Consider the following 23,269-nt stretch of genomic DNA (forward strand, 5'->3'; position numbering starts at 1 on the left):
TGTCAGAAGTCCTCGACCACGGTGGTCACCGCTTCCAGCACGGCCCGGCCCGCCTGTGTCAGGGTCAGGGTCACCGGCGCCTGGCGGCGGCCCACCGCGTCGCGGCCGCACAGGCCCGCCACCGCGGCGCAGCGCATCGCGAGGTCCGGCTCGGCGTAGCCGCGGAAGTGGACCTTCAGGGAGGCGAGCGTGCAGCGTTCGGGCGCGAGCTTGCAGGCCCGGCCGACGGCGAGCAGCGAGGTCTGGCGCAGCGCCTCCAGCTGGACCAGGGCGGACAGGTGGCCCGGCGCGGGCTCGTCCCGCAGCGGCCAGGCGTCGGGCACCCGTACGCCCACCGACAGGCGGCCGTGGGTGAGTTCGGCCGGTCCGTGCACCAGGATGTTCCCGGCGTGCTCGCGGCCCACCTCGGCCGGGTCGATCGGGCGGGTGGGCACCGGCTCGGGTCTGGCCGCCCGCAGCGCCCGGTCGCGGCTGTGCGCGCGGTGGTGGCGGTGCGTCATCGGCGGCAGGAACACCACGTTCGCGGTGCCGGTGCCGCAGGTCACGTCGTTGATCTGTAGGGCGGTACGGAACTCCAGGGCACGCGGCACCCCGTCGATGACCCGGTCGGGGCGTACCCGCATGGCCGTGGTCAGATGCGCGGGGTCGTCGCCAGCGCGCCAGGCGGCCACGTCACGAGTGGCGACGGCGAAGCGGTAGAAGACGCCGGTGCGGCCCTCGGGCACGCCGAAGTGGGTGCGGCCGATGAACTCGCCGGTCTCGCGCACCGTTTCGGCGGCCGCCTGGAGATCGTGGAAGCGTCCGGGTCCGTCGGACAGCAGCGGATGGGCCCGCGGCAGTTCCCCGGTGAGAACGAACTCCTCTTCGCTGTCCGGTGCTTCGGTGAGCCCGAAGGGCTCCCAGGACCGCTGCCGGTGGATGAGGCGGCGTGTGCCGTGCCCCGGAGCCGGTGCTTCGGCCAGCGCGATGTCGCCCCTGTCGACCACGCGGTCACCGCCTTCCCGTTCAGTCCCTGTCGCACGGCGCACACGCCGCCCTGTCAGGGTCCTGGCGGGCCCGCCGCGCCGCCAGCGTGATCCGTCGGCAGCAAGCTGAACGGCAACAAGTTACGTCGGCGCGGCAGGGTGACGCGTCACCGGCGAAGCGTCACGGGCAGCGCGTCATGGGCAGCGCGTCATGGGCGAGGGTCCTCGGGGTCGGCCGCCTCGTCGAGCGTGCCGGACAGGGCGGCGTTCACCCCGGCCTGGAAGCGACTGTCGGCGCCCAGTTCGTCCATGAGCTCCGAGATGTGGCGTCGGCAGGTGCGCACCGACATGCCCATCCGCCGGGCCACCATCTCGTCCTTGTAGCCCTGTGACATGAGCTTGATGATCGAACGCTTGACGTCGTCGGTGACGTCGGCCGGTTCCTCGGCGTCCGGGTCGAACACCGTGGCGTTGGCCCACAGGTGGTCGTAGAGCTTGCACAGGAACGCCACCAGGGTCGGCTCGCGCACGACGATGGCGCCGGGTACGCGGCCGACCACGTCCTGTTCGGGCAGGAAGACGACCTCCCGATCGAAGATGATCATACGGTCGATCACCTGGTCCGTGGTACGGATCTCGGCGCCCGCCGCGGTCATGTCACGTACATATGCCGAGGTCACGAGGTCGCCACGGGCCGTGTGCTGGTAGAGGTGCTCGACGTGGATGCCGCGCTCGAGCCGTTCCAGAGTTCTGCGGCGGGCGTCGACGAGGGTGCCGGGGGGCCGGGAACTGCCGGGCTGGACGGACAGCACGGTGTGGCGGCAGCGCGTTCCGCAGTCGTCGATGAGAGCCCGCAGCACGCTGAGGTCGGTGATGATGTCGAAGGCCTCGACGCGGTTGCGGCGTCGGCGGCTCTCGAAGTAGGCGGGCAGCAGCGCGAGCAGGCCGTTGCGGGTCTCGGAGATCGACCGCTGCAGCTCCCTCAGGCGCTGCTCCTCGGGTCCGACGAGGGTGGCCGCCGCCGCGTCCGGCGCGACCGGAACGAATGCGTCCGGATCTCCGGGTATCGGGGTCAGCAAATGCAGGTCGAGCAGCTCACGCGCGACCCGCCGCGCCTCGTCCTGGCTCAGGCCGGTCGCCTCGGCGATCTCCTTCGGCACGTAACGACCGGCCTCGGCCGCCTCCCGATAGGCGGCTACACACCTGTCATCCAACTTGTCGAAACCCGGACCGGGACGCGACCTTTCAGACATGCTGCAGCCACCCCTCTGCAGACGGAGAATTAGTTGCCATGCAACTTTACGTCATCGGCAGCCCCTTGGTGCCCGAGTCCTGGAGTGGACAGACTGCTGCGCGACGCAAGCCAAACGTCAAATCTTGGGGGCTGATCATGCGCATTCTGGGGATGCCGCGGGTTGCAGCGGCGATAACAATGATCGCGACCGGTTTTTTTGGCCTGGTGGGGATGGGGGCCGCGCACGGCGACAGCACCGCGGGCGGGGGCGCGCTGGTGACCGCCGCCACGGCTGAGGGCCCCCAGGACGACGGCTGGCCCTGACCCGCACCGCGCTGCCAAGCAGGCCTGTAAGGCCCCCGCACGGTTGCGGGGGCCTTACGGTTTGGCATATGCCCGTCCGATGCTTAAGGGGAACTCAAGTCGCGGGCGTCAGACTCGGGACCGTGGCCGGTTCCCGGATCCCCCGCCGGTAGAGTCGGTCCACGACCCCGCCCAGGGTTTCCCCAAGGCCACCGGGCGGGGTTTTTCTTTTCCCGAATGCCGCCGGAATAACGACACCGAATTAGCGCGGGTAATTCCTTCCCATCGCATGGGCCACCTGGGCTCGTGAATTCGCCCCGAGCTTCTTGAATATCCGGCTCATATACGTCTCAACGGTCTTGGCGCTGATGTCGAGCCGTGCCGCGATCGAGCGGTTGGTGTACCCCGAGCCCACCAGCTTCGCGATCTCCAGCTCGCGGGCGCTCAGCTGCGCGATCTGGTGATCCGGCGCCTCGCCCGACGCGAGCGCCTCGACGCGCCCGCACACTTCGCGGGCCGCCGCCGCGAGCGGACCGCCGCCGAGCCAGCGCGCCGCGTCGGCGGCCAGCCGGGCGCGCGCCTCGGCGCGGGCCAGGTCACCCGCGGCGAGGTGGATCCGGGCCAGGCCCAGGGCGTGCTCCCCGATCAGGTGTCCCTGGGCGCAGGTGAGCGCGACGCGCAGGCCGCGCGCGAGGTGCCGCTGTGCCGACGCGTCGTCCCCCAGGGCGTGTTCGGCCTCGCCGAGACGGCACAGCGCCGCCAGGCACCGGGCCAACCGGTCGTCGTCGAGCGGGTCGAGCAGCCGGGCCGCGGCCTGCGCCGTCTGCCGTGCCTCGGGGACGTTCCCGGCGGCGGCGCAGCCGGCGGCGAGCAACGCGAGCGCGTGCCCGCGCAGTTCGGGCTCGGCCGCCGCGTCGGTCGCCGCCGCCGCGCGCCGGGCGGCGGCCGTGCCGCTGTGCACGTCGCCGGACTCCAGGGCGAGCGTGGCCCGTTCGACGGCCGCTTCGGCGGCGCCGTGCGGGCTGTCCGCGAGCGTGTCGAGCATCGCGCGGGCCTCGGGGCTCCGGCCCGTCAGGCGCAGGGTCCGCGCGTGCCAGACCACGGCCTGGGCCCGCGCGAGCCCGGTGGCCGCCTCGTGCAGATGGGGCAGCAGTTCCTTGTACTGCGCCGCCGCCTCCCCGACGCGGCCCGCCACGACCAGCGCCCTGTGCAGCAGCAGGTCCGCCTCGACGGGGCCGTTGACGTCGGCGGTGACCCGGCGCAGCGCGCGTACCGCGCTCCAGGGCCGGGTGAACAGGACGTCGCGCGCGGTCAGCGCGAGGGTGCGCACGTCGTCGTCGGTCAGCTCCGGGGCGTCCTCGAGCAGCGCGGCCAGGGCGGCGGGCGCGCCCCCGGCGGGCGGGCCCCCGCCCGCTGTCTCGTGGCGCAGCGCCGCCACGGCGCGGGGCCGTGCGGCCGCGCGCCAGCCCGCGCCGGACGCGTGGTGCACCAGGGCGCGGACCAGCGGGCGCGCGAAGGCGAACCGCCGTGCGCCGTCGCGGGGTTCGATCAGGCCCTCGCCGTGCAGCTCGTCGATGCCGTGCAGGACGTCGTCCAGGGGCAGCGCGGCGGTGGCCGCCACCACGTCGGCGGTGAACGGGTCGCCGACGACGGCGGCCGCGCACGCGGTGCGCCAGCCGAGCGAGGACAGCGTGTGCAGGCCCACCGCGTGCGCCGGGAAGGCGGGCGGTACGCCGACGGACAGCTCCCGCGCGCCGTACAGCTCGTAGTCGCGGCCCTCCCACGGCGGCGGCCCGGCGGCCAGCGTACGCAGCAGTCCGGGCACCCCGGCCCCGTCGCGCAGGGCCAGTTCCCGTTGCAGCGGCGTGAGCTGAGGTGGCAGGAAGCGCGCGGCCTCGGCGTCGTCGAGCCGGGCCAGCGGCAGGTGGGGCACCTCTTCGGCGTGGTAGCCGATGGCCGAGAGGTGGCGCTGGACGGCCGGGGCGCGATGGGCGAAGACGGTGAACACCTTGTCCGGTGGATGCCGGACAAGGTGTTCCAGGACGTCCAGGACCTCGGGGCTGGCCCGGTGTACGTCGTCGAGGATCAGCAGCAGTCCGGGGCCCTGGGCCAGCAGGTGGAGCAGGGCCCGCAGGGCGCAGACCGTGTCGTACGCCTCGACGCGCGGCGCCGGGTCCCGGCCGGTGGCGAGCGAGGGGAAGTACGGGGCGAGCGCGGCGGTGCGGGCGGCTCCGAGCTGCTCGTACAACGAGCCGTCGGCGCGCACCAGATGCTCGTCCAGGGCGTCCACGAGCACGTCGAAGGGGCTTGACCTGCCGGTGCGCGGCGCACGCCCCCAGGCCACCTGCCAGCCGTCCTGCGCGGCGAGCCCCGCCAGGTGCCCGAGCAGCCGGGTCTTGCCGGTCCAGGGCTCGCCGGTGACGCGCGCGAACCGCGCCGCACCGGCCTCGGGCCGCTCCATCATCCGCTGGAGCGCGGCGAGTTCGCGGCGGCGCGTGGCGGTCAACGCCTCGTGAGGCACGGGGACCTCCTCGGGGCGTCGGGACGGCGGGCCCGGTGTGCCGTCCGTGCCGTCTGTTCGGTGCTGTGGATCATGCATCTTTCCCGTCGGTCGCCGGTGCGTCCCGCGTTTGCCCGTGGGGAGATTGCGGTGCGGGAATGTATCGGGGAAATACCTGACGCTGTTTCACGTCAGCGCACTCGGGGAGTAACTGAATTCGTCTTGGGTACAGACGTGCGGAATGCCGTCGGATGTGACATCCGGCGGGGCGGCGGGGACAAGACCCGACTGGCGTCGAGGACTTCTCACTTTCAGGATCGGACTCATGACGTTCCGTATCGGCGTACCGGTGGGCGTCCGACTCGGCTACGGCGCCGGCGCGTTGGTCGCCGGCGCCTTCAACACCCTGCCCGGACTGCTCCTGCTGCCCTACCTCACCGACACCTTGGGCGTGGCCGCGGGGCTCGCGGGCCTGATCGTACTGGTGCCCAAGGCCTGGGACGTGCTGTTGATCCCGGTGGCGGGCCGGATCGGCGACCGCGCCAGGGGCGGCGCGCGCCGCCCGCACATCCTGGGCGGCGGTCTGGGCACGGCGGCCGCCTTCGCCTTCATGTTCGCGGGGTTCGCGGGCGGCGCGGCCGGTGCCGTCACGACCGCGTTCGGGTTCCTGCTCACGGCGACGGCGTTCGCCTTCTTCCAGTCCGCGTACGCCGCGCTGCCGCCCGAGCTCGCCGACCGGCCCGACGACCGTATGCGGCTCGTGGGCTTCCGGGTGGCGGGCATCGCGGTCGCCGCCGTCTGCGCCGGTCTGGCCGCGCCCGCGATCGTCGACGGGGGCGGCGGGGGGCTCGCCGGACACCGCTGGGCGGGGCTGTTCGGGGCGGGCCTGATCGCGGCGGGCACCCTCGCCGTCCTGGCCGGAACCCGCGGGGCCACGACCGGGACCGGCTGGCTCGCCGCCGCGCCGCCGGGCCAGCGGGAGGCACGGGATGCGCGGGAGGCACGGGATGCGCGGGATGCGCGGCGCGGGGTGCGGGACGTCCTGGGGGGCCTCGCGGAGGACGTGCGCGGGATGCGGGGCGTGTTGCGGGCGAACCCCTCGTACACCGCTCTGCTGCGCTGCGCCGTCGTCCATGTCGTCGCCACCGGCGTCCTGCTGGCGGGTACGCCGTACTACGCCGAGCACACCCTCGGCGACGAGTCCCTCATCGGCGCGCTGGTGGCCGCCTTCGTCCTGCCCAACCTGCTCACCACGGCCGCCTGGCGCAGGCTCGGCGCGCGGCGCGGCCCCAAGGCGGGGCTGATCGCCGCCTCGCTGCTGTTCGCGGCCGGCTGTCTGCTGCTCATGACGCCCGGCCTGCCCACCGGCGGCGTGGTGGCCGTGATGGTGCTGGCCGGGACCGGGCACGCGGGCCAGCTCCTGTTCGTCTACAGCATGCTCGCCGAGTGCACCGCCGACGACACCGCGCGCTGTGGGCGCAGCCGGGCGGGCACCCTGTCGGGGATGTTCGGCGCGGGCGAGACGGCGGGTCTGGCGATCGGTCCGTTCCTGTTCGCCCTCACCCTCCAGCTGTCGGGGTACGTCTCCTCCGACACCGGGCGGGCCGTCGAGCAGAGCGACGGCGCGCTCACGGGCGTGCTGGTCGGCGTGGCGGTGCTGCCCGCGCTCGCCGCCGTCACCGGCCTGGTGTGGCTGCGCCGTTACCGCCTGGCCCACGTACCCGCCGCGCACACCGCCGCCCGCGAGGCGCTCAGGCCAGCCGCGCGGGCGGCTCAGGGGCGGCGCTGAGCGCCACCGCACGCCCGTCCGCGCGCACCAGTTCGACCGCCGTGGTCCCCGCGGGCGACACCTCGCCGACCACGGCGGCGTCCCTCCCGTGCGGGTGTCCGCGCAGCGCGGCGAGCACCTCCTCGGTGTGGTCGGCGGCCACGACCAGGCACACGCATCCGGCGGTCGCCGCGTGCGCCGCGTCCACCGCCAGCTGGTCCAGCGCGACATGGACCTCGTACCGCACGGGCAGCGCCTCCTCGTCGACGCGCAGTCCGAGTCCGGTCTCGTCCGCGAAGGCGTGCAGCGCCCCGGCGAGCCCGCCGCGCCCCACGGTGTGCACGGCGCGCAGCGCGCCGTCGGGGGCGGCGGCGCGCACCCGGTCGAGCAGCCCGGCCAGCGGCGGGCAGTCGGCGGAGATCACGGACTCGTGGCCGAGCGCGGCGCGGATCGACAGCAGGTGCGCGCCGAATCCGCCGAGCGGGGCGCTGACCACGAGCCGGTCGCCCGCCCACGCGCGCGGCGCAGGCGGCGCGTCCTCGCGCACGCCGAGCCCGGCGGTGTGCAGATAGATCTGGTCGGCCTCGCCCGCCCGCACCACGCGCGCGTCCACGTCGAGGACGACCACGCCCGCCGCTCCCGCGGCCGCGCGCACCGAGTCGGCGACGCGCCGCACCTGGCGCAGCGGCAGCCCGGCCTCCACGACGGCGGACAGCGAGAGCCCGACCGGGCGGGCTCCGGCGGCCGCGAGTTCGTTGACCGTGCCGCAGACCGCGAGCTGGCCGATGTCGCCGCCGCCGTAGAACGGCGGGTCGGCGACATACGTGCCGGAGAGCACCGTCGGCGTTCCCTCGCCCAGCGGCGGGCAGCCGCCGAGCACGTCGCCGAGCGCGTCGCTCAGGAACGCGCGCAGGCCACCGCCCGGCACGGCGTCGTGGTCGTCCGCGAGCCCGACGTGCCCGGTCGGTGCGGGCGTCGAAGGCGCGGCGGCGTCTGGGGTCATAGGGGTCACGGATCTATCTGATACGCGTCCCGGACGGGCCCGTCACCTCAAGCGCCGCGGTAGTGGGGTCGGACCGGGCTGTTTAGGGGTCCGCCCGGCTAGGGTCGGGGGCGGCGCGACCCCTTCGGAGCCGCTCAGCCCTTCGGGAGCCGGACCGACTGGCTGTGACGGAAGAAGTCGGTCGGGTCGTACCGGCGCTTGACGTCCTGGAGCCTGGCGTAGCCGTCCTTGTAGTACAGCCGGTGCCAGGGGACGTCCGAGGTGTTGTACGCCGGGTCGTGCAGGTCGATGTCCGGGTAGTTGATGTAGCACCCGTCGGTGACGTCGTCGATGACCGGGACGCCGCCGGTCGCGGCGTACACGCCGTGGTAGAACTCGCGCATCCAGCGCAGCGAGAGGTCCTCCTGGGCCGGGTCGGTCCACCAGATCCCCCAGGCCGCCTTGAACGCGGCCGTGCGGTGCGGGGCGGCGGTGGCGTCCTCGGCGACGGCGTTGACCGCGCCGCCGAAGGAGCTGACCTGCACCGCGGCGGTCGGGTTGGCCAGGTCGTCGCGCGTCAGGTGCCGGTAGAACGTGTCGATGTGCGCGTCCGGCATGGTCTTGCGGTAGTACGCGGACTTCAGGTCGCACCGGAGGCTGGGGTCGTTCAGCGTCGGGTTGGTGGTGCCGACGTAGCGGGTCGCCTGGAGCCAGGGCATCCGGCGCGGCTCGGCGAGCTCGGGCATCGCCGCCATCTCGCCCATGTGCGTGGCCATCGGTTCGCGTGCCACGTCCAGACCTGCGGTGATGGCGGCCAGGTAGTCGTCCAGGACCCGCTCCGCGTCCGGGATCGTCGCGTCGACCTGGGTGACCAGGCCGATGTACCCGGCCGACTTGTGGTTCAGCCACAGCACGCTGGTCAGATGGTCGTCGGGGGTGCCTGGCTTGAGGTGCTCGGTGTGCCAGTCGCCGAAGTTCCTGAGCAGGCGCGCGAAACGGGCCTCGGTCATCTCGGCCCACGGCCAGGCCGTGGCGTGCAGCAGCACCTCGGCGGGCGGCTGCGGGAGCAGCTTCGCCGGGTCGCTGCCGCTCGCGCCGGGCGAGCGGAACCAGAAGCGGGTGATGACGCCGAAGTTGCCGCCACCGCCGCCGGTGTGGGCCCACCACAGGTCGTGGTGCGCGTCGGTCGTCTCACGGGTCGCCACCCGCGTACGCGCCCAGCCGTCGGCGTCGACGGTCACCACCTCGACGGCGTACAGATGGTCGACGACCAGGCCGAGCTGGCGGCACAGCAGGCCCCAGCCCGCGCCGCTGAAGTGGCCTCCGACGCCGACCTGGAAGCAGGTGCCGGCCGGGACGGTGACGCCCCAGGCGCGGTACAGGAGCTCGTACACGTTCAGCACCTGCGCACCGGCCTCGACGCAGACGGCGTTCATCCCGTAGTCGAAGTAGACCCCGTCCATCCGGGCCAGGTCGAGGATGACGCGTACGTCGGAGTTGAAGACCCAGTCCTCGAAGCAGTGGCCGCCGCTGCGCACCGTGAGGCGCTTGCCCGCGGTCACGGCCTGCTGGACGACCGACTGGACCTGGTACGTGGTCTGCGGGAGGCAGACCTTGTCGGGCGCGGCGGACCAGCGCTGGTTGTAGCCGCGCACCAGGTCCTGGTACCGCGGGTCGCCGGGGGTCACCGTCACGAGCGGGCCCGGCAGGGCGAACCCTTCCGCCTCCGCCTGACCCGCCGCGGCGGCGGCCGGTGCGGCCAGCCCCGTCCCCGTCAGGAGCGCGGCGCCTGAAGCGGCCGCGCCCCCGGTCAGGAAGTTCCGTCTGCCGATGCCTCGGGCGTTCCGTGCCATCGCTCCACCCCTTGTCCTGCCTTGTCCTGACGATTCGACGCGGCCACGGTATAGATCGCCCCAGGCCGCCGGCACTCAGAAAATTGCGCTTGAACTCGGGCCGCGCGGCGGCCGCTCGGAGGGGCCGCCGGGCGCTTCGGCGGTCCCGCCTTCGGGCAGGGCCGTCAGAGCCTGGCGGATCCGTTCGTGGCGGCACACCTCGCGTACGTCAGCGGGCAGCAGCCGCGCGCCCGGATGCGGCGCGCCGACGCGGGCCAGCGCCCGCGCGACCCGCTGGGCGAGCCGTCGACCGCCGGTGCGCCGGTGCGCGTACGGGAACAGCTCCCGCAGCCGCTCGCGCGCCGCGCCGCCGGGCCCGGCGGGGTCGTCCACGATCGCGCACACGCCCTTGTCCGCCACGGCCACCAGGACCGGGCACTCGTCGGTGAACCCGGTGGCCGAGCGGATCTCGACGCCCGCGCCGCCCGCGCGGAACTCCTGCGGGGTCATGCCCAGGATCGCCGACGAGACGGCGTAGAACTGGCCGATGGTGGTGAACCCGGCCCGGTAGACGGCGTCGCTCACGGTGCGCGTTCTGACCAGCTCCTCCCGTACCCGCCGGGCCCGCACGGCCGTCCAGTAGGCGTGCGGGGTCACCCCGGTCAGGGACTTGAACAGGCGGTGGAAGTGGTAGCGGCTGTAACCGGCGCCGTGCGCCAGGTCGTCCAGGTTCGACGGCGCCGCCGCCTCGTTGATCAGCAGGCAGGTGCGCGCCACGATGTCGGCGTGCGGCTGGTTCAGCTCCGGCTCGCCCGGCAGGCAGCGGCGGCAGGGCCGGTAGCCCCGGACCCGCAGCTCGTCCAGCGAGGCGTGGAACTCCACGTTCTCGCGCCGGGCCAGGCGGGCCGCGCACGACGGCCGACTGTAGATGCCGGTCGTCGTCACGGCATAGTAGAACCGTCCGTCCGCCGCCTCGTCGCGTTCCCGGACCGCGCGCCAGCGCTGTTCGTCGCTCTCGTACGCCGTGGCGATAAGCGGATCCGCCATGGCCGCCTGCCACGCGTCGCGTCCGCCGGGGCCGCCGGGGCCACCGGGGCCGCCGGGGCCGCCGGGGCCACCGGGGTCATGTCCACCGGCCCGTTCCGTAGGTGTCCTGGGTCTTGAGGACCTTCTGGCGCAGGTCGAAGCGGCGTACCTTCCAGGTGCCGGTGCGCGGGAAGTCGTCCCAGTCGATGACGCGCGGCTCGGCGAGCGCCGGCAGGTCGGCCGTGGCGCGCTGCCAGGCGGCGTGGTCGAGGGTTCCGCTGTGGGTGGAGACGACCGGCACCGGCAGGCCGTTCGGGTCGCCGAGCACGATGACCTCGGTGACCTCGTCCAGGCGTTCCAGAAGCTTGCTCTCCAGCTCGATGCCGCTGGTGCCCGGTATGACGTCGATCTCCCGGTCGAGCACCTCGACGCTGCCGTCGTACCGGTGGACGCCGATGTCGCCGGTGTTCCACCACTCGCCCCACAGCTTCTCGCGGTGCCGTTCGGGCTCGCCGAGGTAGCCGAGGCAGCGGCCCTTGGTCCGCACCAGGACGATGCCGCGTTCGCCGCGCCTGACCGGCTTGCGGGTCTCGGGGTCCACGACCTTGATGCGGGTGACGAACGGGATGGGGCGGCCGACGTTGTTGGTGAACGGGTCGCCCTCGCCGCCGCGCATGATCTTGCGTTTCGAGTACGCGGCGAGGGTCGCCGGGCCGATCTCGCTCTGGCCCCAGCTCTGCGCCCACACCGGGCGGCGTCGCCTGCTGGCCCGTACGAAGGTGCGCACGGTGCCGGGGTGGATGGCGTCGAAGGTGGAGATGAACGACCGGACGTCGCGGAACAACTCCGGGTGTCTGCCCGGCAGATGCTCCCAGCGCTGGAAGATGTTCGGGCAGGCCTCCAGCGTGGTGGGCCGGTGCCGGGAGAGGGTCTCGACGACCAGGTCGGGGTCGGAGCCGCCCAGGACGACGACCTTGGACGGTACGAGCACCGACTGGGCCTGCACCCAGGTGACCGCGCGGGAGTGCACGAAGGCGATGCAGGAGGCGACGGTGTCGTCGGGGCGGGTCGACAGGAACGGGATGCGGATGGTCTCCATCACCCCGTATACGCCGATGGTGTCCGCCGAGTGCATCACGAACTTCGGCACGCCGGTGGTGCCGGAGGTGTGCGTGAGCAGCATCGGCTCCGCGTCGGGGCGCAGGTCGGGCGCGGGGACGCCGCTGCCCGCCAGGTCGGCGAGCGGGACGGCGCCGGGGACCGGCAGCTCGCCCTCGACCGCCACCACGCGGGTGGCGGGCCCGGCGAGCGGGACCGCGGACGCCTCGGCGTCGGCGAGCACCGAGTCCGCGGCGACGATCACCTTCGGCTCCAGGCGCTCCATCATCTTGCCGAGGGTGTCCGGGGCGAACGTCGAGGTGATCATGGCGGGCAGGGCGCCGATCCTCGCCGCGGCCGCGGCGAGCAGGACGACGTCCATGTGGTTGTGCTTGATGATCGCGAGCCGGTCGCCGCGGCGCAGTCCGGCCGCGCGCAGCCGCCCGGACATGTCGGCGACGAGCGCGGCCAGGGTCGTGGAGTCGTGGACCCGGCCCTGTCCGGGGGCGATGTCGAAGGGCCGGTCCAGATGCCAGGTCGGTCCGGGCCGCCCGGCGAAGTGATCGAAGTGGGCCCCGAGGTTCTTGGGGCGCTTGGTCTGGGGCATCGGCTGTCCTGTTCCGTGTGCGGACTCCGGTGGAAGGGGGGCGTGGCGCGCCGGGCGGCGGACGGCGTGCGGCGCCCGGAGCGGGGCCCTGGGGGCGCCGGGCGCCTGGCGCCCCCAGGGGTGCGGTGTCTCCGCGATAGTGCGGGTGTTACGGGGTGCGGATCTCCTGCGAGGAGGGTGCGTCGGCGTCGTCCCGCGCGTCGGGCGAGCCCTGGCCGCCGGTGGCTCCGGCGGTGCTCGTCGTCGCGCCCGCGGTGGCCGACGCGGCGGGGGCCGGCTCGGACTCGCTGAGGCCGAAGCGGTCGTGGAAGCGCTTGAGCGGGCCGGGCGCCCACCAGTTGGCGGGCCCGAACAGCTTCATCAGGGCCGGGAGCAGACCGCCGCGGATCAGCGTGGCGTCCATCAGGATCGCCAGGGCCATGCCGAGGCCGATCGCCTTCATGTAGCTGATGCCGGAGGTGACGAGGACCAGGAACACCAGCGAGAGCAGCACCGCCGCGTAGGTGACGACCTTGCCGACCCGCTCCAGGCCGCTGGCGACGGCCAGTTCGTTGTCGCCGGTGCGGTCGTACTCCTCCTTGATCCGCGACAGCATGAACACCTGGTAGTCCATCGCCAGCGCGAAGGCCAGGCCGAACAGCATGATCGGCACGGTCCAGGTGATGCCGCCGGTGATGATGAAGTCACCGAGCAGCGAGGCCATGTGGCCTTCCTGGAAGATGAAGACGAGCGCGCCGAAGGTCGCCGTCAGGCTGATCCCGGTGAGCAGGATCGACTGCAGCGGCAGCAGCACACTGCCGGTGAGCAGGAACAGCAGGACGAACATGCCGACGAACAGGATCCCCATGGCGAGGGGCAGGTTGTCCGTCAGCGCCTTGAAGGTGTCCTTGCTGACGGCCGCGGGTCCGCCGACCTCGACGTCGAACGGCGCGGCGGCCGCGCGGACGTCGTCGACCAGGGCCTTGCCGTCGGAGCCGTACGGGTCGACGCTCGGCACCACCGACAGGAACGTGGCGTCCGCCGCGCCGAACCGGGCGTGCGCCTCACCGGCCTGGGCGACCTGCTTGCCGTCCGCGTACGAACCGGTGAACGCGTCGACGCGGGTGACCCGGTCGAGCGTCGACAGCTGCGTCGCGTAGTCGTCGATCTTGTCGGAGTTGGCCGCGGGGCTGCCGGAGTCGGTGGCCACCACGTTCAGCGCCTGCTGCTCGCGGGTGTTGAAGTCCCGCTTGAGCACCTGGGCGACCTGCGCGGACTTCGCGTCGGACGGCAGCACGCTCTCGTCGGGCAGCCGCAGGTTCATGTCCGTGACGGGCAGGGCCAGGGTGACCGCGAACGCCAGGATCAGCACGGCGACCCGGACCGGGCGGCGCATCACGGCCCGCGACAGGCTGTGCCAGAACCCGCCGCCGTCCTTGGCCGGGTCCTCCTTGCGGCGGATCAGCCGCCACTTGTTCAGGCGCGGTCCGATCCACTTGAGCAGCGCCGGGGCCATGATCAGCGTGGCGGCGGCGGCGACCAGGGCGGTGGTGATACAGCCGATGGCCAGCGAGTGGAGCACGGTGAAGGGCAGCGCGAACAGGCCGAGGAAGGCCACGGCGACGGTGAGCGCGGAGAACAGGACCGTACGGCCCGCCGTGCGCAGCGTCGTGGACAGCGCCGTGTCGGTGTCGTTGCCCAGCCGCAGTTCCTCCCGGTACCGGGTCACGAACAGCAGGCAGTAGTCGATGCCGAGGCCGATGCCGAGGAAGGTGGTGGTGTTCACGACGACGTTGGAGGTGTCGCTGAAGAAGGTGACCGTGAACAGCGCGCCCATCGAGAGCATCATCGCGGCGAAGGCCACGGACAGCGGGACGAGGGCGACCAGCGCGCTGCCGAAGATGACCACCAGGACGATCAGGACGAGCGGGAAGACCGTCGCCTCGGCCTTGGTGGCGTCCTCCTCGGCCTGTTTGGTGTTCTCGTACCACATCATGGCCATGCCGCCGGTCTTGACCTCCAGACCGTCGACGGTGCCCGTGTACTCCTTGTCCAGGGCCTCGGCCTTGTCGACCTGGTTGTCGAAGTCGCCGGTGATGCGGGCGAGTACGATCGCCTGGTCGCCGTCCGCGCTGCGCAGCGCCTCGCTCTTGGCTGTCCAGTAGGACATGACGCCGGTGAGGTCGTCCTCTTCGGCGAGTTTGGCGGTCAGTTCGCGCCCAGTCTGGGCCACGGCCTCGTCGTCGACTCCGCGCTTGTCCTTGACGAGGAGCAGCAGGTTCGGTTCGCCCTGCTGGAAGGTCTTCTCCATCTCGTCGGCGACGCGGCTCGATTCGGTGTCGGACGACTCGTAGCCGCCCATGGTGAGCCTGTCCTGGAGTCCGCCGCCGGCCGCTCCGGCGAGGAAGACGAACAGCAGGGTCAGTAGCACCACCTTCTTCGGTGAGCCCAGCACCAGGCGTGACAGCCTGTCAAACATCGATGCTCCTTCGGGGGTTTGATAAGGATTCCGGCATCACGCGGACCCGGAGCCGGTGACGTGGTCGAACCAGTCGCGCGTCAGGGCGAAGAAGTGCGGCGCGCCGCGGTGGATCGTGAGGGAGTGGCCGGAGCCGGGGACCACGTGGGTCGTCAGGTCGGCCGTGCCGTAGTAGTCCTTCTCGAAGGCGTGTACGGCGGCGGATTCGGGGGCGAATCCCACGTCCGCGCCGGCGAACAGCGCGTCGTGCTCCCCCACCACAAGCAGCACGGGTACGTCGATCGCCCGTGAGTACTCGGCCCGGTAGGTCTCGGGCAGGGATCTGCCCTCGCCCCAGGTGGCCGTCGACTTGATCAGTTCGTTGTACGCCGACAGTTCCGGGTCGATGCCACCCGCGTACTCGAGCATCCGGGCGCGGCGTCCTGGACGCTGCGTCAGATACTCGGCGGGTGCGCCGATCGAGGCGAGCAACGGGTCGTCGCCCGCCGGGTGGAAGAAGTCGTGGACCTTGTCGACCTTCTCGTAGAAGGACGTCTGGGCGTGCAGCATCCCGGTGATCGCCACGGCGTCCACGTCCTGGTGCCGGGCCGCCTCGATGATGGCGAGGCCCGACCCGTAGGAGTGGCCGACGGTCACCACGCGCGCGAACACGTGCCCGCCGGGGGTGCCGGTGCGCAGGCGGGACACGACGTGGTGGATGGACGCGACGTGGTTGTCGAGGTTGACGTCGTCGCCGTGCGGTCTGCCGGACGCGCCGGTGCCGAGCCGGTCCAGGAGCAGTACGGCGTATCCGGCGCGCAGCATGTACGCGCTGTAGTCGTACTCGCCGGGTATGGACCAGTAGCGGCGGTCGTAGGTCAGGCCGGGCAGCAGCACCTGCACGAGGTCGCTGCCCTGCGCGGGCACCAGCAGCTCGGCGGCCAGCGGCCAGGTCTCGCCCGCGACCTCGACGTCGAAGGTGATCTCTTCTCTGCTGACGTCCGGCGCGGTCGCACCGGCCGTCGCCGGGAATGCCGTCATGGGTTTCTCCTGGCAGGGCGTGAGGCGGGGGCGCCGGCCGACGGCAGCCCGTCGGGCGCGGCGGGGCTCGCGGCGGTCGCCCAGCGCGCCGATGTGCCGGTCGGCGCCGGGCGTACGGCGCCGGGGGCGACGCCGGTGACGGGCGCGGCGGTCTTGCGGGGGCGCCGGGCGCCGGGGCCGTGGGTCTTGCTGGGCGGCCCGGCGGGTATCGGGGTGTGCGGGCCGCGCAGGGCGGCGGCCACGACGTTCGGCCGGAAGATCGCGGTGAGCGGGGCGAGCAGCATGGTGAGCTCGATCAGGACCAGCGCCGCGTGGCGGTCGGTGACCGCGGCGGCGGCGATCCGGTCCAGGTACTTCTTGCCGACGCGGGTCGCGAAGTCGGGCGGCGTCGCCTCGGCGGCCCACGGGTAGGACAGGTCCATGCTGCTGGCCAGCTGCCAGGCGGGCGCGAGGGTGCGGGCGAGTGCCTTGCGCAGCCGGTAGGACAGGCCGACGACGGTGCCGTGCGAGGCGAGCATGTGGTCGAGGACGAGCGCGGACTGCACGGCGACCGACATGCCCTGTCCATAGGACGGGTTGAACGCGCCGAGCGCGTCGCCGATCACCAGGAACTGGTCGGGCCAGCGGCGCAGTTTGTCGTAGTGCCGCCAGCGGTTCTCGGTGCGTCCGGAGCCGTACACGGGTCCGAGCGGGGTCGCCGACTCGATGACGTCGTGCAGTACCGGGTCGCGCAGCTCGCTCGCGGCGCGCAGGAGTCCCTCGTGGTCGGTGGGCGGTCGGTGTCCGCCGGACGCGGAGATCGACACCATCCAGCGGCCGCCCTCGATGGGGTTGAGGATGCCCTGGCTCGGGGTGTCGGGAGTGGCCATCAGGAGCATGCACGTCCAGTCCGCGACATGCCCGACGGGCGGTGCGAAGACGCTGGTGGCGTACGCGGTCTTGGCGTCGACCACGGACTCGCGGGGCGTCTCGTAGCCGAGTTCGGTCAGCCACTGCGGGGCGCGGGACTTGCGTCCCGAGGCGTCCACCACGAACTCGGCGGACAGCAGCCGCTTCTCGCCCCGGCCGTCGCGTGCCTCGGGCCGCTTGCCTCGCACCCAGACGCCGGTGACGGTGTCGTTGCGGCCGCCCTGGAGGCCGACGACCTCGTGTTCCTGGAGGAAGGTCACCTTGGGTTCGGCTCGCAGCCGGTCGAGCACCACCGCGTCGATGGTGTCGCGGGTGCCGGTCATCATGGACAGGCCGGTGTCGAAGCGCGGCATCCAGCCCTTGGGGCCGAGCATCAGCATGTCGTCGGGCATGCTGACGCGCACCAGACCGGCGGCGAGCAGCTCGCGGGTGATGCCGGGAAAGAGCTGCTCCAGGCCCTGGTGTCCGGCGGCCATCAGGTTGTGCGCGTGCCGGGCCTGGGCGACGCCGCGCCGCCAGCGCGGCCCGTCCGGCAGCCGGTCTCGTTCGATCACGGTGACCCGGTCCATCGAGTTGGCCAGGGCCCGCGCCGCGGTGAGTCCGGCGAGGCTCGACCCGATCACGACGGCGTGGCCGTCACCGTCATGCCCGCCGGGGGCACCTGGTTCCAGGCTCATGTGGTCCGCCCTTCTTGTGCGTATGGCTGTGTCTGTCGTGGGGGGTCGGTTCGTCGGGTTCAGGTCGTCGGGTTCAGGTCGTCGGGGTCGGGGTGCTCGCGCGGCGCAGCGCCGCCGCGGCCGCGGGCAGTCCGTCGGCGACGGTCGGGTAGCCGGGCCGCCAGTCGAGCTCCTCGCGGGCGCGGGTGTTGCGCATGCGGTACGACGTGGTCAGCGAGCGGACGACGGGCCCGCCCAGGGCGAGCGCGGCCAGCGGCTTCGGCGCCCCGCCGGTCTTGCGGACGCCGAGCGCGTCGGCCGCCTGGCGGGCGAACTCCGCGAGCGGCAGCGGCTCGTCGTCGCACAGGTTGTACTCGGCCCCGGACGGCGCCCGGTCCAGGGCGGCGACATAAGCGGCGGCCAGGTCGTCGAGGTGGACGCAGCTCCAGTAGTTGCCGCCGTCGCCGGGGTAGCGGATCCGGCCGGTGGCCGACGCGGGCGCGGCGAAAGCCCGTTGGAAGTTGCCGCCGGGCCCGTACACGAACCCGGCGTGCAGCACGACCGCGTCCAGGCCCCGCTGTTCCATGACCCGCAGCCGGGCGACGGCCGATGCGTGCCAGACGCCGAGCGGCGCCGGGGTGTGGGAGACGCTCTCGTCGATCCAGCGCGCGCCGTGGTCGCCGTAGACCCACGCCCCGCTCGCGTACATCAGCCGCTTGCCGCCGCTCAGGCAGGCGCGCGCGAGCCCGTCCGCCATCAGGCCGTCGGCGGCGCGCAGCCGCCGCACCCGGGCGCGGGTCACGCGCCCGGCGGTGCGCAGCTGCGCGGCGTGCACCACGGCGTCGACCCCGTCGACCAGCGGTACGTAGCTGTCGGGGCGCAGCATGTCGCCGACCCGCGGCGTCGTCCCCGCGGGCAGGTCGTCGGCCCGTGCCGGGTTGTGCACCAGACCGGTGACTCGGTGCCCGGCGGCGATCAGGGCGCGGGTGACGGCCCCGCCGACGTAGCCGCTCGCGCCCGTGACCAGGATGTGCCGACGCCGCCCGGTCACAGGTACTCCACCGTCTCCGACGCGGGCAGCCGACGGCGGCAGTCCAGGACGAACCTGGCGTGTTCGGCGATGAGTTCGTAGTCGTAGGAGGAGTGGTCGGTGAGCAGGACGACCGCGTCGGCCTCGGTGACCTCGTCGACGTCGAGGTCGACGCGCACCACCCGCCCGTCGATCGGCGCGGACTCCACCACGTGCGGGTCGACGGCCCGTACGTGCGCGCCGAGCCTCAGCAGGCCGTCGACGACGCGGACGGCGGGCGACTCGCGGGCGTCGCCGGTGTCCGGCTTGTAGGCGAGGCCGAGCACCAGGACGCGGGATCCGCTGAGGGAGCGGCCGCGCTCGTTGAACGCGGTCAGCAGCCGCTGGACCACGTACGCGGGCATGTGGTCGTTGACGTCGTTGGCGAGTTCGACGAACCGGAAGCGGTGGCCGAGCGCCCGGTTGACCCGCCAGGACAGATACACCGGGTCGACGGGCAGACAGTGTCCGCCGACGCCGGGTCCTGGCGTGAACCGCATGAAGCCGAACGGCTTGGAGGAGGCGGCGTCCACGGCCTCCCACACGTCGATGCCCAGTTCGCGGGCGTAGACGGCGAGTTCGTTGACGAGGGCGATGTTGACGTGCCGGAAGGTGTTCTCGACGAGCTTGGTCAGCTCGGCGACCTTGGTCGAGGCGACCGGCACCACCTGGTCGATCACCGACGCGTAGAAGGCCTCGACGGCGGCGAGCGAGTCCTCGTCGACGCCGGAGACCACCTTGGGGGTGGTCTCCAGGGTCCAGACGCGGTTGCCGGGGTCGATCCGCTCGGGGCTGTAGCCCAGGTGGAAGTCGGCGCCGGCGGTGAGCCCCGAGTACTCCTCCAGGATCGGGGCGACCAGCTCCTCGGTGGTGCCGGGGTAGGTGGTGGACTCCAGGATCACGGTGGCGCCCTGGCGCAGGAACCGGCCGAGCAGCCGGGCCGCCGACTCGATGTGGCGCAGGTCGGGCACGCCGTCGCGCAGGGGCGTCGGCACGCTGATGACGGCCACGTCGAAGCCGCCGATCCTGCGTTCCTCGGTGGTGGGCAGATAGCGGCCCGACGCGAGGGCGGCCGCGAGCCGCTCGGGGGCGACGTCCTCGACGAAGGACTCGCCCGCGGCGAGCCGCTTGACGCGTTGCTCGTCGACGTCGAAGCCGACGACGGTGTACCGCTCGTCGGCCTCGGCGGCGCGCACGGCGAGCGGCAGGCCGACGTAGCCCTGGCCCATGATGACGATCTTTGACATCGCCCCGTCCGTTCGTGGGTGTCGAGTGAGTGGATGAGTGGTGAGTGAGAGGTGCGTGGAGGTGCGGTCGATGGGGTGGGCAGTGGGGTGGGCGGGTCAGGTCCAGCGGCCCGAGCCGAAGGTGGCCTGGGTCTTGAGGACCTGCTGGCGCAGGTCGAAGCGGCGCACCTTCCAGGTGCCGGTGCGCGGGAAGTCCTCCCAGGCGATGAGGTGCGGCTCGGCCAGCTCGGGCAGGCCGCGGGTCGCCTCCCGCCATTCGGCGTCGGACAGCTCGCCGTGCGACAGGCTGATCACCGGTACGGGCAGCCCGCCGGGGTTGCCGAGCACGATCGCCTCGGTGGCGCGGTCGATGCGTTCGAGGAGTATCGACTCCAGGGCGATGCCGCTGGCGCCGGGGATCAGGTCGACCTCGCGGTCGAGCAGCCGCAGCGAACCGGTGCGCTCCTTGACGCCCAGGTCGCCGGTGTTCCACCAGCCGTCCCAGTTCTTCTCGCGGTGCCGGTCGTCCTCGCCGAGGTAGGTCAGACAGCGGCCCTTGGTCTTGACCAGGACGACCCCGGACTTTCCGGCGGGCACCCGCTGGCGGGTCTCCGGGTCGACGATCTTGACGCGGGTGATGAACGGGATGGGGCGGCCGACGTTGTTGGTGACCGGGTCGAGCGCGCCCTGGTTCTTGCGGATCTGGTTGCGGGTGTAGACGGCCATGGCGACCGGTCCGGTCTCGCTCTGCCCCCACACCTGGCCCCACACGGGGCGCTTGCGGTCGGACGCCTCCATGAACTTGCGCACGGTGGGCGGGTGGATGGCGTCGAAGGTGTTCAGATACGTCCGCACCCGGCCGAAGGCCCCGCGGTGCGACTCGGTCAGCGGCTCCCAGCGCTGGTAGATGTTCGGGCAGGCCTCCAGGACCGTGGGCCGGTGCCGGGCGAGTACCTCGGCGGCCAGGTCGGGCTCGCTGCCGCCGAGTACGACGACCTTCTTGGGCGGGCGGGCGAGCTGGGCGAAGGTCCAGGTGATGGCGCGGCCGTGGACGAAGGCGACGCAGGAGGCGAACACGTCGTCCGGACGGATCGACAGGCCGGGGATCGGCATCGTCTCCAGCTTGGTGAGCACGCCGATCAGGGTGTTGGGCGAGTGCACCACCAGTTTGGGCACGCCCGTCGTCCCCGAGGTGTGGGTGCAGATCATCGGCTCGTGGTCGGGGCGCAGATCCATCGCCGGGATGTCGGCCCCGGCCAGCGAGCTGAGCGAGACCGCGCCGTCGGCGAGCGAGGTGTCGCCGTCGACGGCGACGACCTGGGTGGCGGGCCCGGTCAGCCGCACTCCGTCGGCGGCCGCCCGCGCCAGGACCGAACCCGAGGCCACCAGCACCCGCGGCGCGAACCGCTCCAGCATCTTGGCGAGCACGTCGGGCGCGTTGGTGGCGGAGATCATGGCGGGCAGCGCGCCGATCCGGGCGGCGGCCGCGGCCAGCAGGACCACGTCATGGTGGTTGTCCTTGACGATGGCGAGGTGGTCGCCGCGGCGCAGACCGGCCTGGTGCAGGCGCGCGGACATCTCGGCGACCAGCCAGGCGAGCGCCGAGACGTCGTACTCGCGGCCGCCGTCGGGGGCGATGTCGTAGGGCCGGTCCAGGTGCCAGGTCGGGGAGCTGGCACCGGCGTAGTGCTCGAACAGCGCGCCCAGGTTCTTGGGACGTGGGGTCTTGGTCATAGGACGTGGCTCCCAGGGTGTTCGGTCAGCTGAGGACGAGCAGGTTGGCGACGAGCAGCGCGGCCACCCCGAGCCGGTGGATGTCGACGCCGAGCTTGCGGGCGAGCAGCGGATTGCCTCGCAGAAGGCCGGAGTTGATCTGACGTGCGCGCATCGCCAGGACCGGGACCAGGCAGAGCGCGAACCAGCCGTCCACGACGCCCGCGATCCAGGCGGCCGCCAGCGCCGCGGTCTCGGTGAGCGAGATCAGCGCGACGGCGACGCGGTAGGCGTTCGGGGACAGGACGGTGGCGAGGTTTCTGCGGCCCGCGGCCTTGTCGCCGTCCCGGTCGTTGACGTTGGAGTACGCCGACACGAGCAGCGACCACACGCCGATCAGATACGCCTCCAGCGCGATCACGCCGGTGAGTTCGCCCTCGACGAGGCCGTACGGGATGAGCGCCATCAGGGCCGGGCTGAGCAGCAGCACCAGCTCCTGCCCGCCCCGGTAGCTGAGCCTGAGGCCGTGCGAGTACTGGACGCTGATCGCCACCTGGAACGGGATCAGGGCCAGCACCCAGCCGGGGCTGTGCGGCGCGACGGCCACGGCGACGGCCAGCCAGACGCAGCAGGCGAGCAGCGCGCCGTAGCCGAACCAGGTCGCCTGGCGCACCGTCAGGTCGCCGTTGAGCAGCGGCTTGCGGGCCCGGTTGCGCAGGCTCTGCGACGGGTCGTAGTTGGCGTGGTCGCTGCCGTCTTTGAAGCCGTGCACATCGTCGAAGGCGACGGTGGCGGCGGTCATCGCCACCCAGCCGAGGGTGGCGACGAGCAGCGTCCCCAGCACCCTCGGGTCGTCGCGCAGCGACGCGGGCAGCAGCGTCCACACGACCGGCGCGGCCAGGTAGTAGTCGTAGAACGTCAGCTTCGCCAGCCGCGAGTAGGCGAGCAGCCGCCCGACCGGTGCGGCCGTGGTCGTCGCGCTCATGCCCTGATCCCCCTGCCTCTTCCCTGATACGTGTGACTGCGGGCCGACGCGCTCAGGCCGCGCGCGGCTTGCGGCCGACCGTGGAGATCTGCACCTGGCTGAGCCAGCTGTGCGCCGGGTCGCCCATCTCGGCGATCGCCTCGTCCACGCGCTCACGGCTGACCAGCCCGCCGGAGACGATCCGCGGAGCCATGAACTCCAGCCACAGCTGGTAGTGGCGGGCCTGTACGGAGCCGCCGCGGACCATGACGACGCGGCCTTCGGCGGTGACGTCGTCCAGGTCGCAGGAGCGGGCGATGTGGTAGTCGACGTGGCCGCCGCGCGGGTCGTGTCCCGCCTCGCGCATCAGGCCGTATCCGGCGGCGCGTACGTCCTGGAGGAAGTCCTCGCCGCTGGCGCTGCGGAACAGCGTGGAGGAGTCGGTGTCCTCCAGGAAGAGGAGGCCGCCGGGGCGCAGGGCGCGTACGAACTTGGCGATCACGGCCTCGCGTTCGGGCAGGTGCTGGACCAGCATGCGGGCGTGCACCAGGTCGAAGGACTCGGGCGGCAGCTCGTCCTCGCGCAGGTCGATCTCCCACACGTCGAACGTGCCCTTCTCCTGGTCGCCGACCAGCCGTTCGGTCTCCAGGTCGGCGGCGACCACCCGGCCGGTGGGGCCGACGAGTTCGGCGAGGCGGCGGGCGGCGGAGCCGGAGCCCGCGCCGATCTCCAGACAGTGCCAGCCGTCGGTGACGCCGAGTGCGGCGAACCGCTCGAAGGTGCCGGGGTCCCAGATGGCCTCGTTGGTGCGCAGCCGCTCGGTCTCCTTGTCCCACAGCGAGCTGAAGACGTAGTCCTGCCGTTCCTGCTGGTCCTGCTGGTCCTGTTGGTCCTGTTGGGCTTTCTGGTCCTGCTGAAGTGAGGTGGTCACGGTTCGGG

The 23,269-nt window shown here is 72.7% G+C and carries 17 protein-coding genes; 2 read left to right on the forward strand and 15 right to left on the reverse strand.

All coding sequences use genetic code 11. The features are described 5' to 3' along the window. Positions 1 to 2: 2 nt before the first annotated feature. Entirely contained in the window at positions 3 to 986 is a 984-nt protein-coding gene (locus ACX6XY_RS08540) for an AfsA-related hotdog domain-containing protein (protein ID WP_460327974.1), read from the reverse strand. Positions 987 to 1,174: 188 nt separating this feature from the next. Beyond that, on the reverse strand, positions 1,175 to 2,125 hold the full coding sequence (locus ACX6XY_RS08545) for a LuxR C-terminal-related transcriptional regulator (protein WP_460327975.1): 951 nt from the start codon (positions 2,123 to 2,125) through the stop codon (positions 1,175 to 1,177). Between the two features lie 131 nt (positions 2,126 to 2,256). Here ACX6XY_RS08545 and ACX6XY_RS08550 point away from each other — a divergent pair, with 131 nt between their 5' ends. Next, the gene (locus tag ACX6XY_RS08550) at positions 2,257 to 2,523 is read left to right on the forward strand and encodes a hypothetical protein (RefSeq protein WP_460327976.1); all 267 of its coding nucleotides are present in this window, start codon (positions 2,257 to 2,259) and stop codon (positions 2,521 to 2,523) included. 241 nt (positions 2,524 to 2,764) lie between these two features. On the opposite strand, the gene ACX6XY_RS08555 is transcribed toward ACX6XY_RS08550, so the two are convergent. Then, on the reverse strand, positions 2,765 to 5,023 hold the full coding sequence (locus tag ACX6XY_RS08555) for a helix-turn-helix transcriptional regulator (protein ID WP_460327978.1): 2,259 nt from the start codon (positions 5,021 to 5,023) through the stop codon (positions 2,765 to 2,767). 304 nt (positions 5,024 to 5,327) lie between these two features. Between ACX6XY_RS08555 and ACX6XY_RS08560 the strand changes: the two genes are divergently transcribed. After that, on the forward strand, positions 5,328 to 6,791 hold the full coding sequence (locus tag ACX6XY_RS08560) for an MFS transporter (RefSeq protein ID WP_460327979.1): 1,464 nt from the start codon (positions 5,328 to 5,330) through the stop codon (positions 6,789 to 6,791). On the opposite strand, the gene ACX6XY_RS08565 is transcribed toward ACX6XY_RS08560, so the two are convergent. From ACX6XY_RS08565 to ACX6XY_RS08620, 12 genes are all read right to left on the reverse strand, one after another. Then, positions 6,754 to 7,773, reverse strand: coding sequence for an AIR synthase-related protein (locus tag ACX6XY_RS08565; protein WP_460327980.1), 1,020 nt, complete (start codon positions 7,771 to 7,773; stop codon positions 6,754 to 6,756). The two genes, ACX6XY_RS08560 and ACX6XY_RS08565, sit on opposite strands and share 38 nt — an antisense overlap. Before the next feature lie 134 nt (positions 7,774 to 7,907). After that, positions 7,908 to 9,605: an FAD-binding oxidoreductase gene (locus tag ACX6XY_RS08570; RefSeq protein WP_460327981.1), complete on the reverse strand. Its 1,698-nt coding sequence runs from the start codon at positions 9,603 to 9,605 to the stop codon at positions 7,908 to 7,910. 75 nt (positions 9,606 to 9,680) lie between these two features. Continuing rightward, a complete protein-coding gene (locus tag ACX6XY_RS08575) occupies positions 9,681 to 10,631 on the reverse strand; it encodes a bifunctional transcriptional activator/DNA repair enzyme AdaA (RefSeq protein WP_460327982.1) in 951 nt (316 codons plus the stop codon). Between the two features lie 76 nt (positions 10,632 to 10,707). Beyond that, positions 10,708 to 12,315, reverse strand: a complete 1,608-nt coding sequence (locus tag ACX6XY_RS08580) for a class I adenylate-forming enzyme family protein (RefSeq protein ID WP_460327983.1) — start codon at positions 12,313 to 12,315, stop codon at positions 10,708 to 10,710. A 148-nt stretch (positions 12,316 to 12,463) separates the two neighbouring features. Further along, positions 12,464 to 14,773: an MMPL family transporter gene (locus ACX6XY_RS08585; protein WP_460327985.1), complete on the reverse strand. Its 2,310-nt coding sequence runs from the start codon at positions 14,771 to 14,773 to the stop codon at positions 12,464 to 12,466. A 36-nt stretch (positions 14,774 to 14,809) separates the two neighbouring features. Then, complete coding sequence (locus tag ACX6XY_RS08590; protein ID WP_460327987.1) at positions 14,810 to 15,793, reverse strand: alpha/beta hydrolase; 984 nt, start codon at positions 15,791 to 15,793, stop codon at positions 14,810 to 14,812. Next, positions 15,790 to 17,379 (reverse strand): FAD-dependent oxidoreductase, encoded by a 1,590-nt coding sequence (locus ACX6XY_RS08595; protein ID WP_460327988.1) that lies wholly within the window; start codon positions 17,377 to 17,379, stop codon positions 15,790 to 15,792. The genes ACX6XY_RS08590 and ACX6XY_RS08595 overlap by 4 nt, the downstream gene beginning before the upstream one ends. Before the next feature lie 73 nt (positions 17,380 to 17,452). Continuing rightward, positions 17,453 to 18,409 carry an NAD-dependent epimerase/dehydratase family protein gene (locus tag ACX6XY_RS08600; RefSeq protein WP_460327990.1) on the reverse strand — a complete coding sequence of 319 codons (957 nt, stop codon included), beginning with the start codon at positions 18,407 to 18,409 and terminating at the stop codon, positions 17,453 to 17,455. After that, positions 18,406 to 19,674, reverse strand: coding sequence for a nucleotide sugar dehydrogenase (locus ACX6XY_RS08605; RefSeq protein ID WP_460327991.1), 1,269 nt, complete (start codon positions 19,672 to 19,674; stop codon positions 18,406 to 18,408). Before ACX6XY_RS08605 ends, ACX6XY_RS08600 begins: the two co-directional genes overlap by 4 nt. A 96-nt stretch (positions 19,675 to 19,770) precedes the next feature. After that, on the reverse strand, positions 19,771 to 21,387 hold the full coding sequence (locus tag ACX6XY_RS08610; RefSeq protein ID WP_460327992.1) for a class I adenylate-forming enzyme family protein: 1,617 nt from the start codon (positions 21,385 to 21,387) through the stop codon (positions 19,771 to 19,773). A gap of 25 nt (positions 21,388 to 21,412) precedes the next feature. Beyond that, the gene (locus tag ACX6XY_RS08615) at positions 21,413 to 22,351 is read right to left on the reverse strand and encodes a UbiA family prenyltransferase (RefSeq protein ID WP_460327994.1); all 939 of its coding nucleotides are present in this window, start codon (positions 22,349 to 22,351) and stop codon (positions 21,413 to 21,415) included. Positions 22,352 to 22,403: 52 nt separating this feature from the next. Continuing rightward, positions 22,404 to 23,261, reverse strand: a complete 858-nt coding sequence (locus ACX6XY_RS08620) for a class I SAM-dependent methyltransferase (RefSeq protein WP_460327995.1) — start codon at positions 23,259 to 23,261, stop codon at positions 22,404 to 22,406. Positions 23,262 to 23,269 lie beyond the last annotated feature (8 nt).

Source organism: Streptomyces sp. O3 (genome assembly GCF_054788135.1).

Excerpts from the sequence above, each read along its gene's own strand:
- ACX6XY_RS08565 (WP_460327980.1), bottom strand. The coding sequence starts at position 7,773 with ATGACCCCAGACGCCGCCGCGCCTTCGACGCCCGCACCGACCGGGCAC.
- ACX6XY_RS08575 (WP_460327982.1), bottom strand. The coding sequence starts at position 10,631 with ATGGCGGATCCGCTTATCGCCACGGCGTACGAGAGCGACGAACAGCGC.
- ACX6XY_RS08550 (WP_460327976.1), top strand. The coding sequence starts at position 2,257 with ATGCAACTTTACGTCATCGGCAGCCCCTTGGTGCCCGAGTCCTGGAGT.
- ACX6XY_RS08605 (WP_460327991.1), bottom strand. The coding sequence starts at position 19,674 with ATGTCAAAGATCGTCATCATGGGCCAGGGCTACGTCGGCCTGCCGCTC.
- ACX6XY_RS08580 (WP_460327983.1), bottom strand. The coding sequence starts at position 12,315 with ATGCCCCAGACCAAGCGCCCCAAGAACCTCGGGGCCCACTTCGATCAC.
- ACX6XY_RS08590 (WP_460327987.1), bottom strand. The coding sequence starts at position 15,793 with ATGACGGCATTCCCGGCGACGGCCGGTGCGACCGCGCCGGACGTCAGC.
- ACX6XY_RS08560 (WP_460327979.1), top strand. The coding sequence starts at position 5,328 with ATGACGTTCCGTATCGGCGTACCGGTGGGCGTCCGACTCGGCTACGGC.
- ACX6XY_RS08615 (WP_460327994.1), bottom strand. The coding sequence starts at position 22,351 with ATGAGCGCGACGACCACGGCCGCACCGGTCGGGCGGCTGCTCGCCTAC.
- ACX6XY_RS08595 (WP_460327988.1), bottom strand. The coding sequence starts at position 17,379 with ATGAGCCTGGAACCAGGTGCCCCCGGCGGGCATGACGGTGACGGCCAC.
- ACX6XY_RS08570 (WP_460327981.1), bottom strand. The coding sequence starts at position 9,605 with ATGGCACGGAACGCCCGAGGCATCGGCAGACGGAACTTCCTGACCGGG.
- ACX6XY_RS08610 (WP_460327992.1), bottom strand. The coding sequence starts at position 21,387 with ATGACCAAGACCCCACGTCCCAAGAACCTGGGCGCGCTGTTCGAGCAC.
- ACX6XY_RS08585 (WP_460327985.1), bottom strand. The coding sequence starts at position 14,773 with ATGTTTGACAGGCTGTCACGCCTGGTGCTGGGCTCACCGAAGAAGGTG.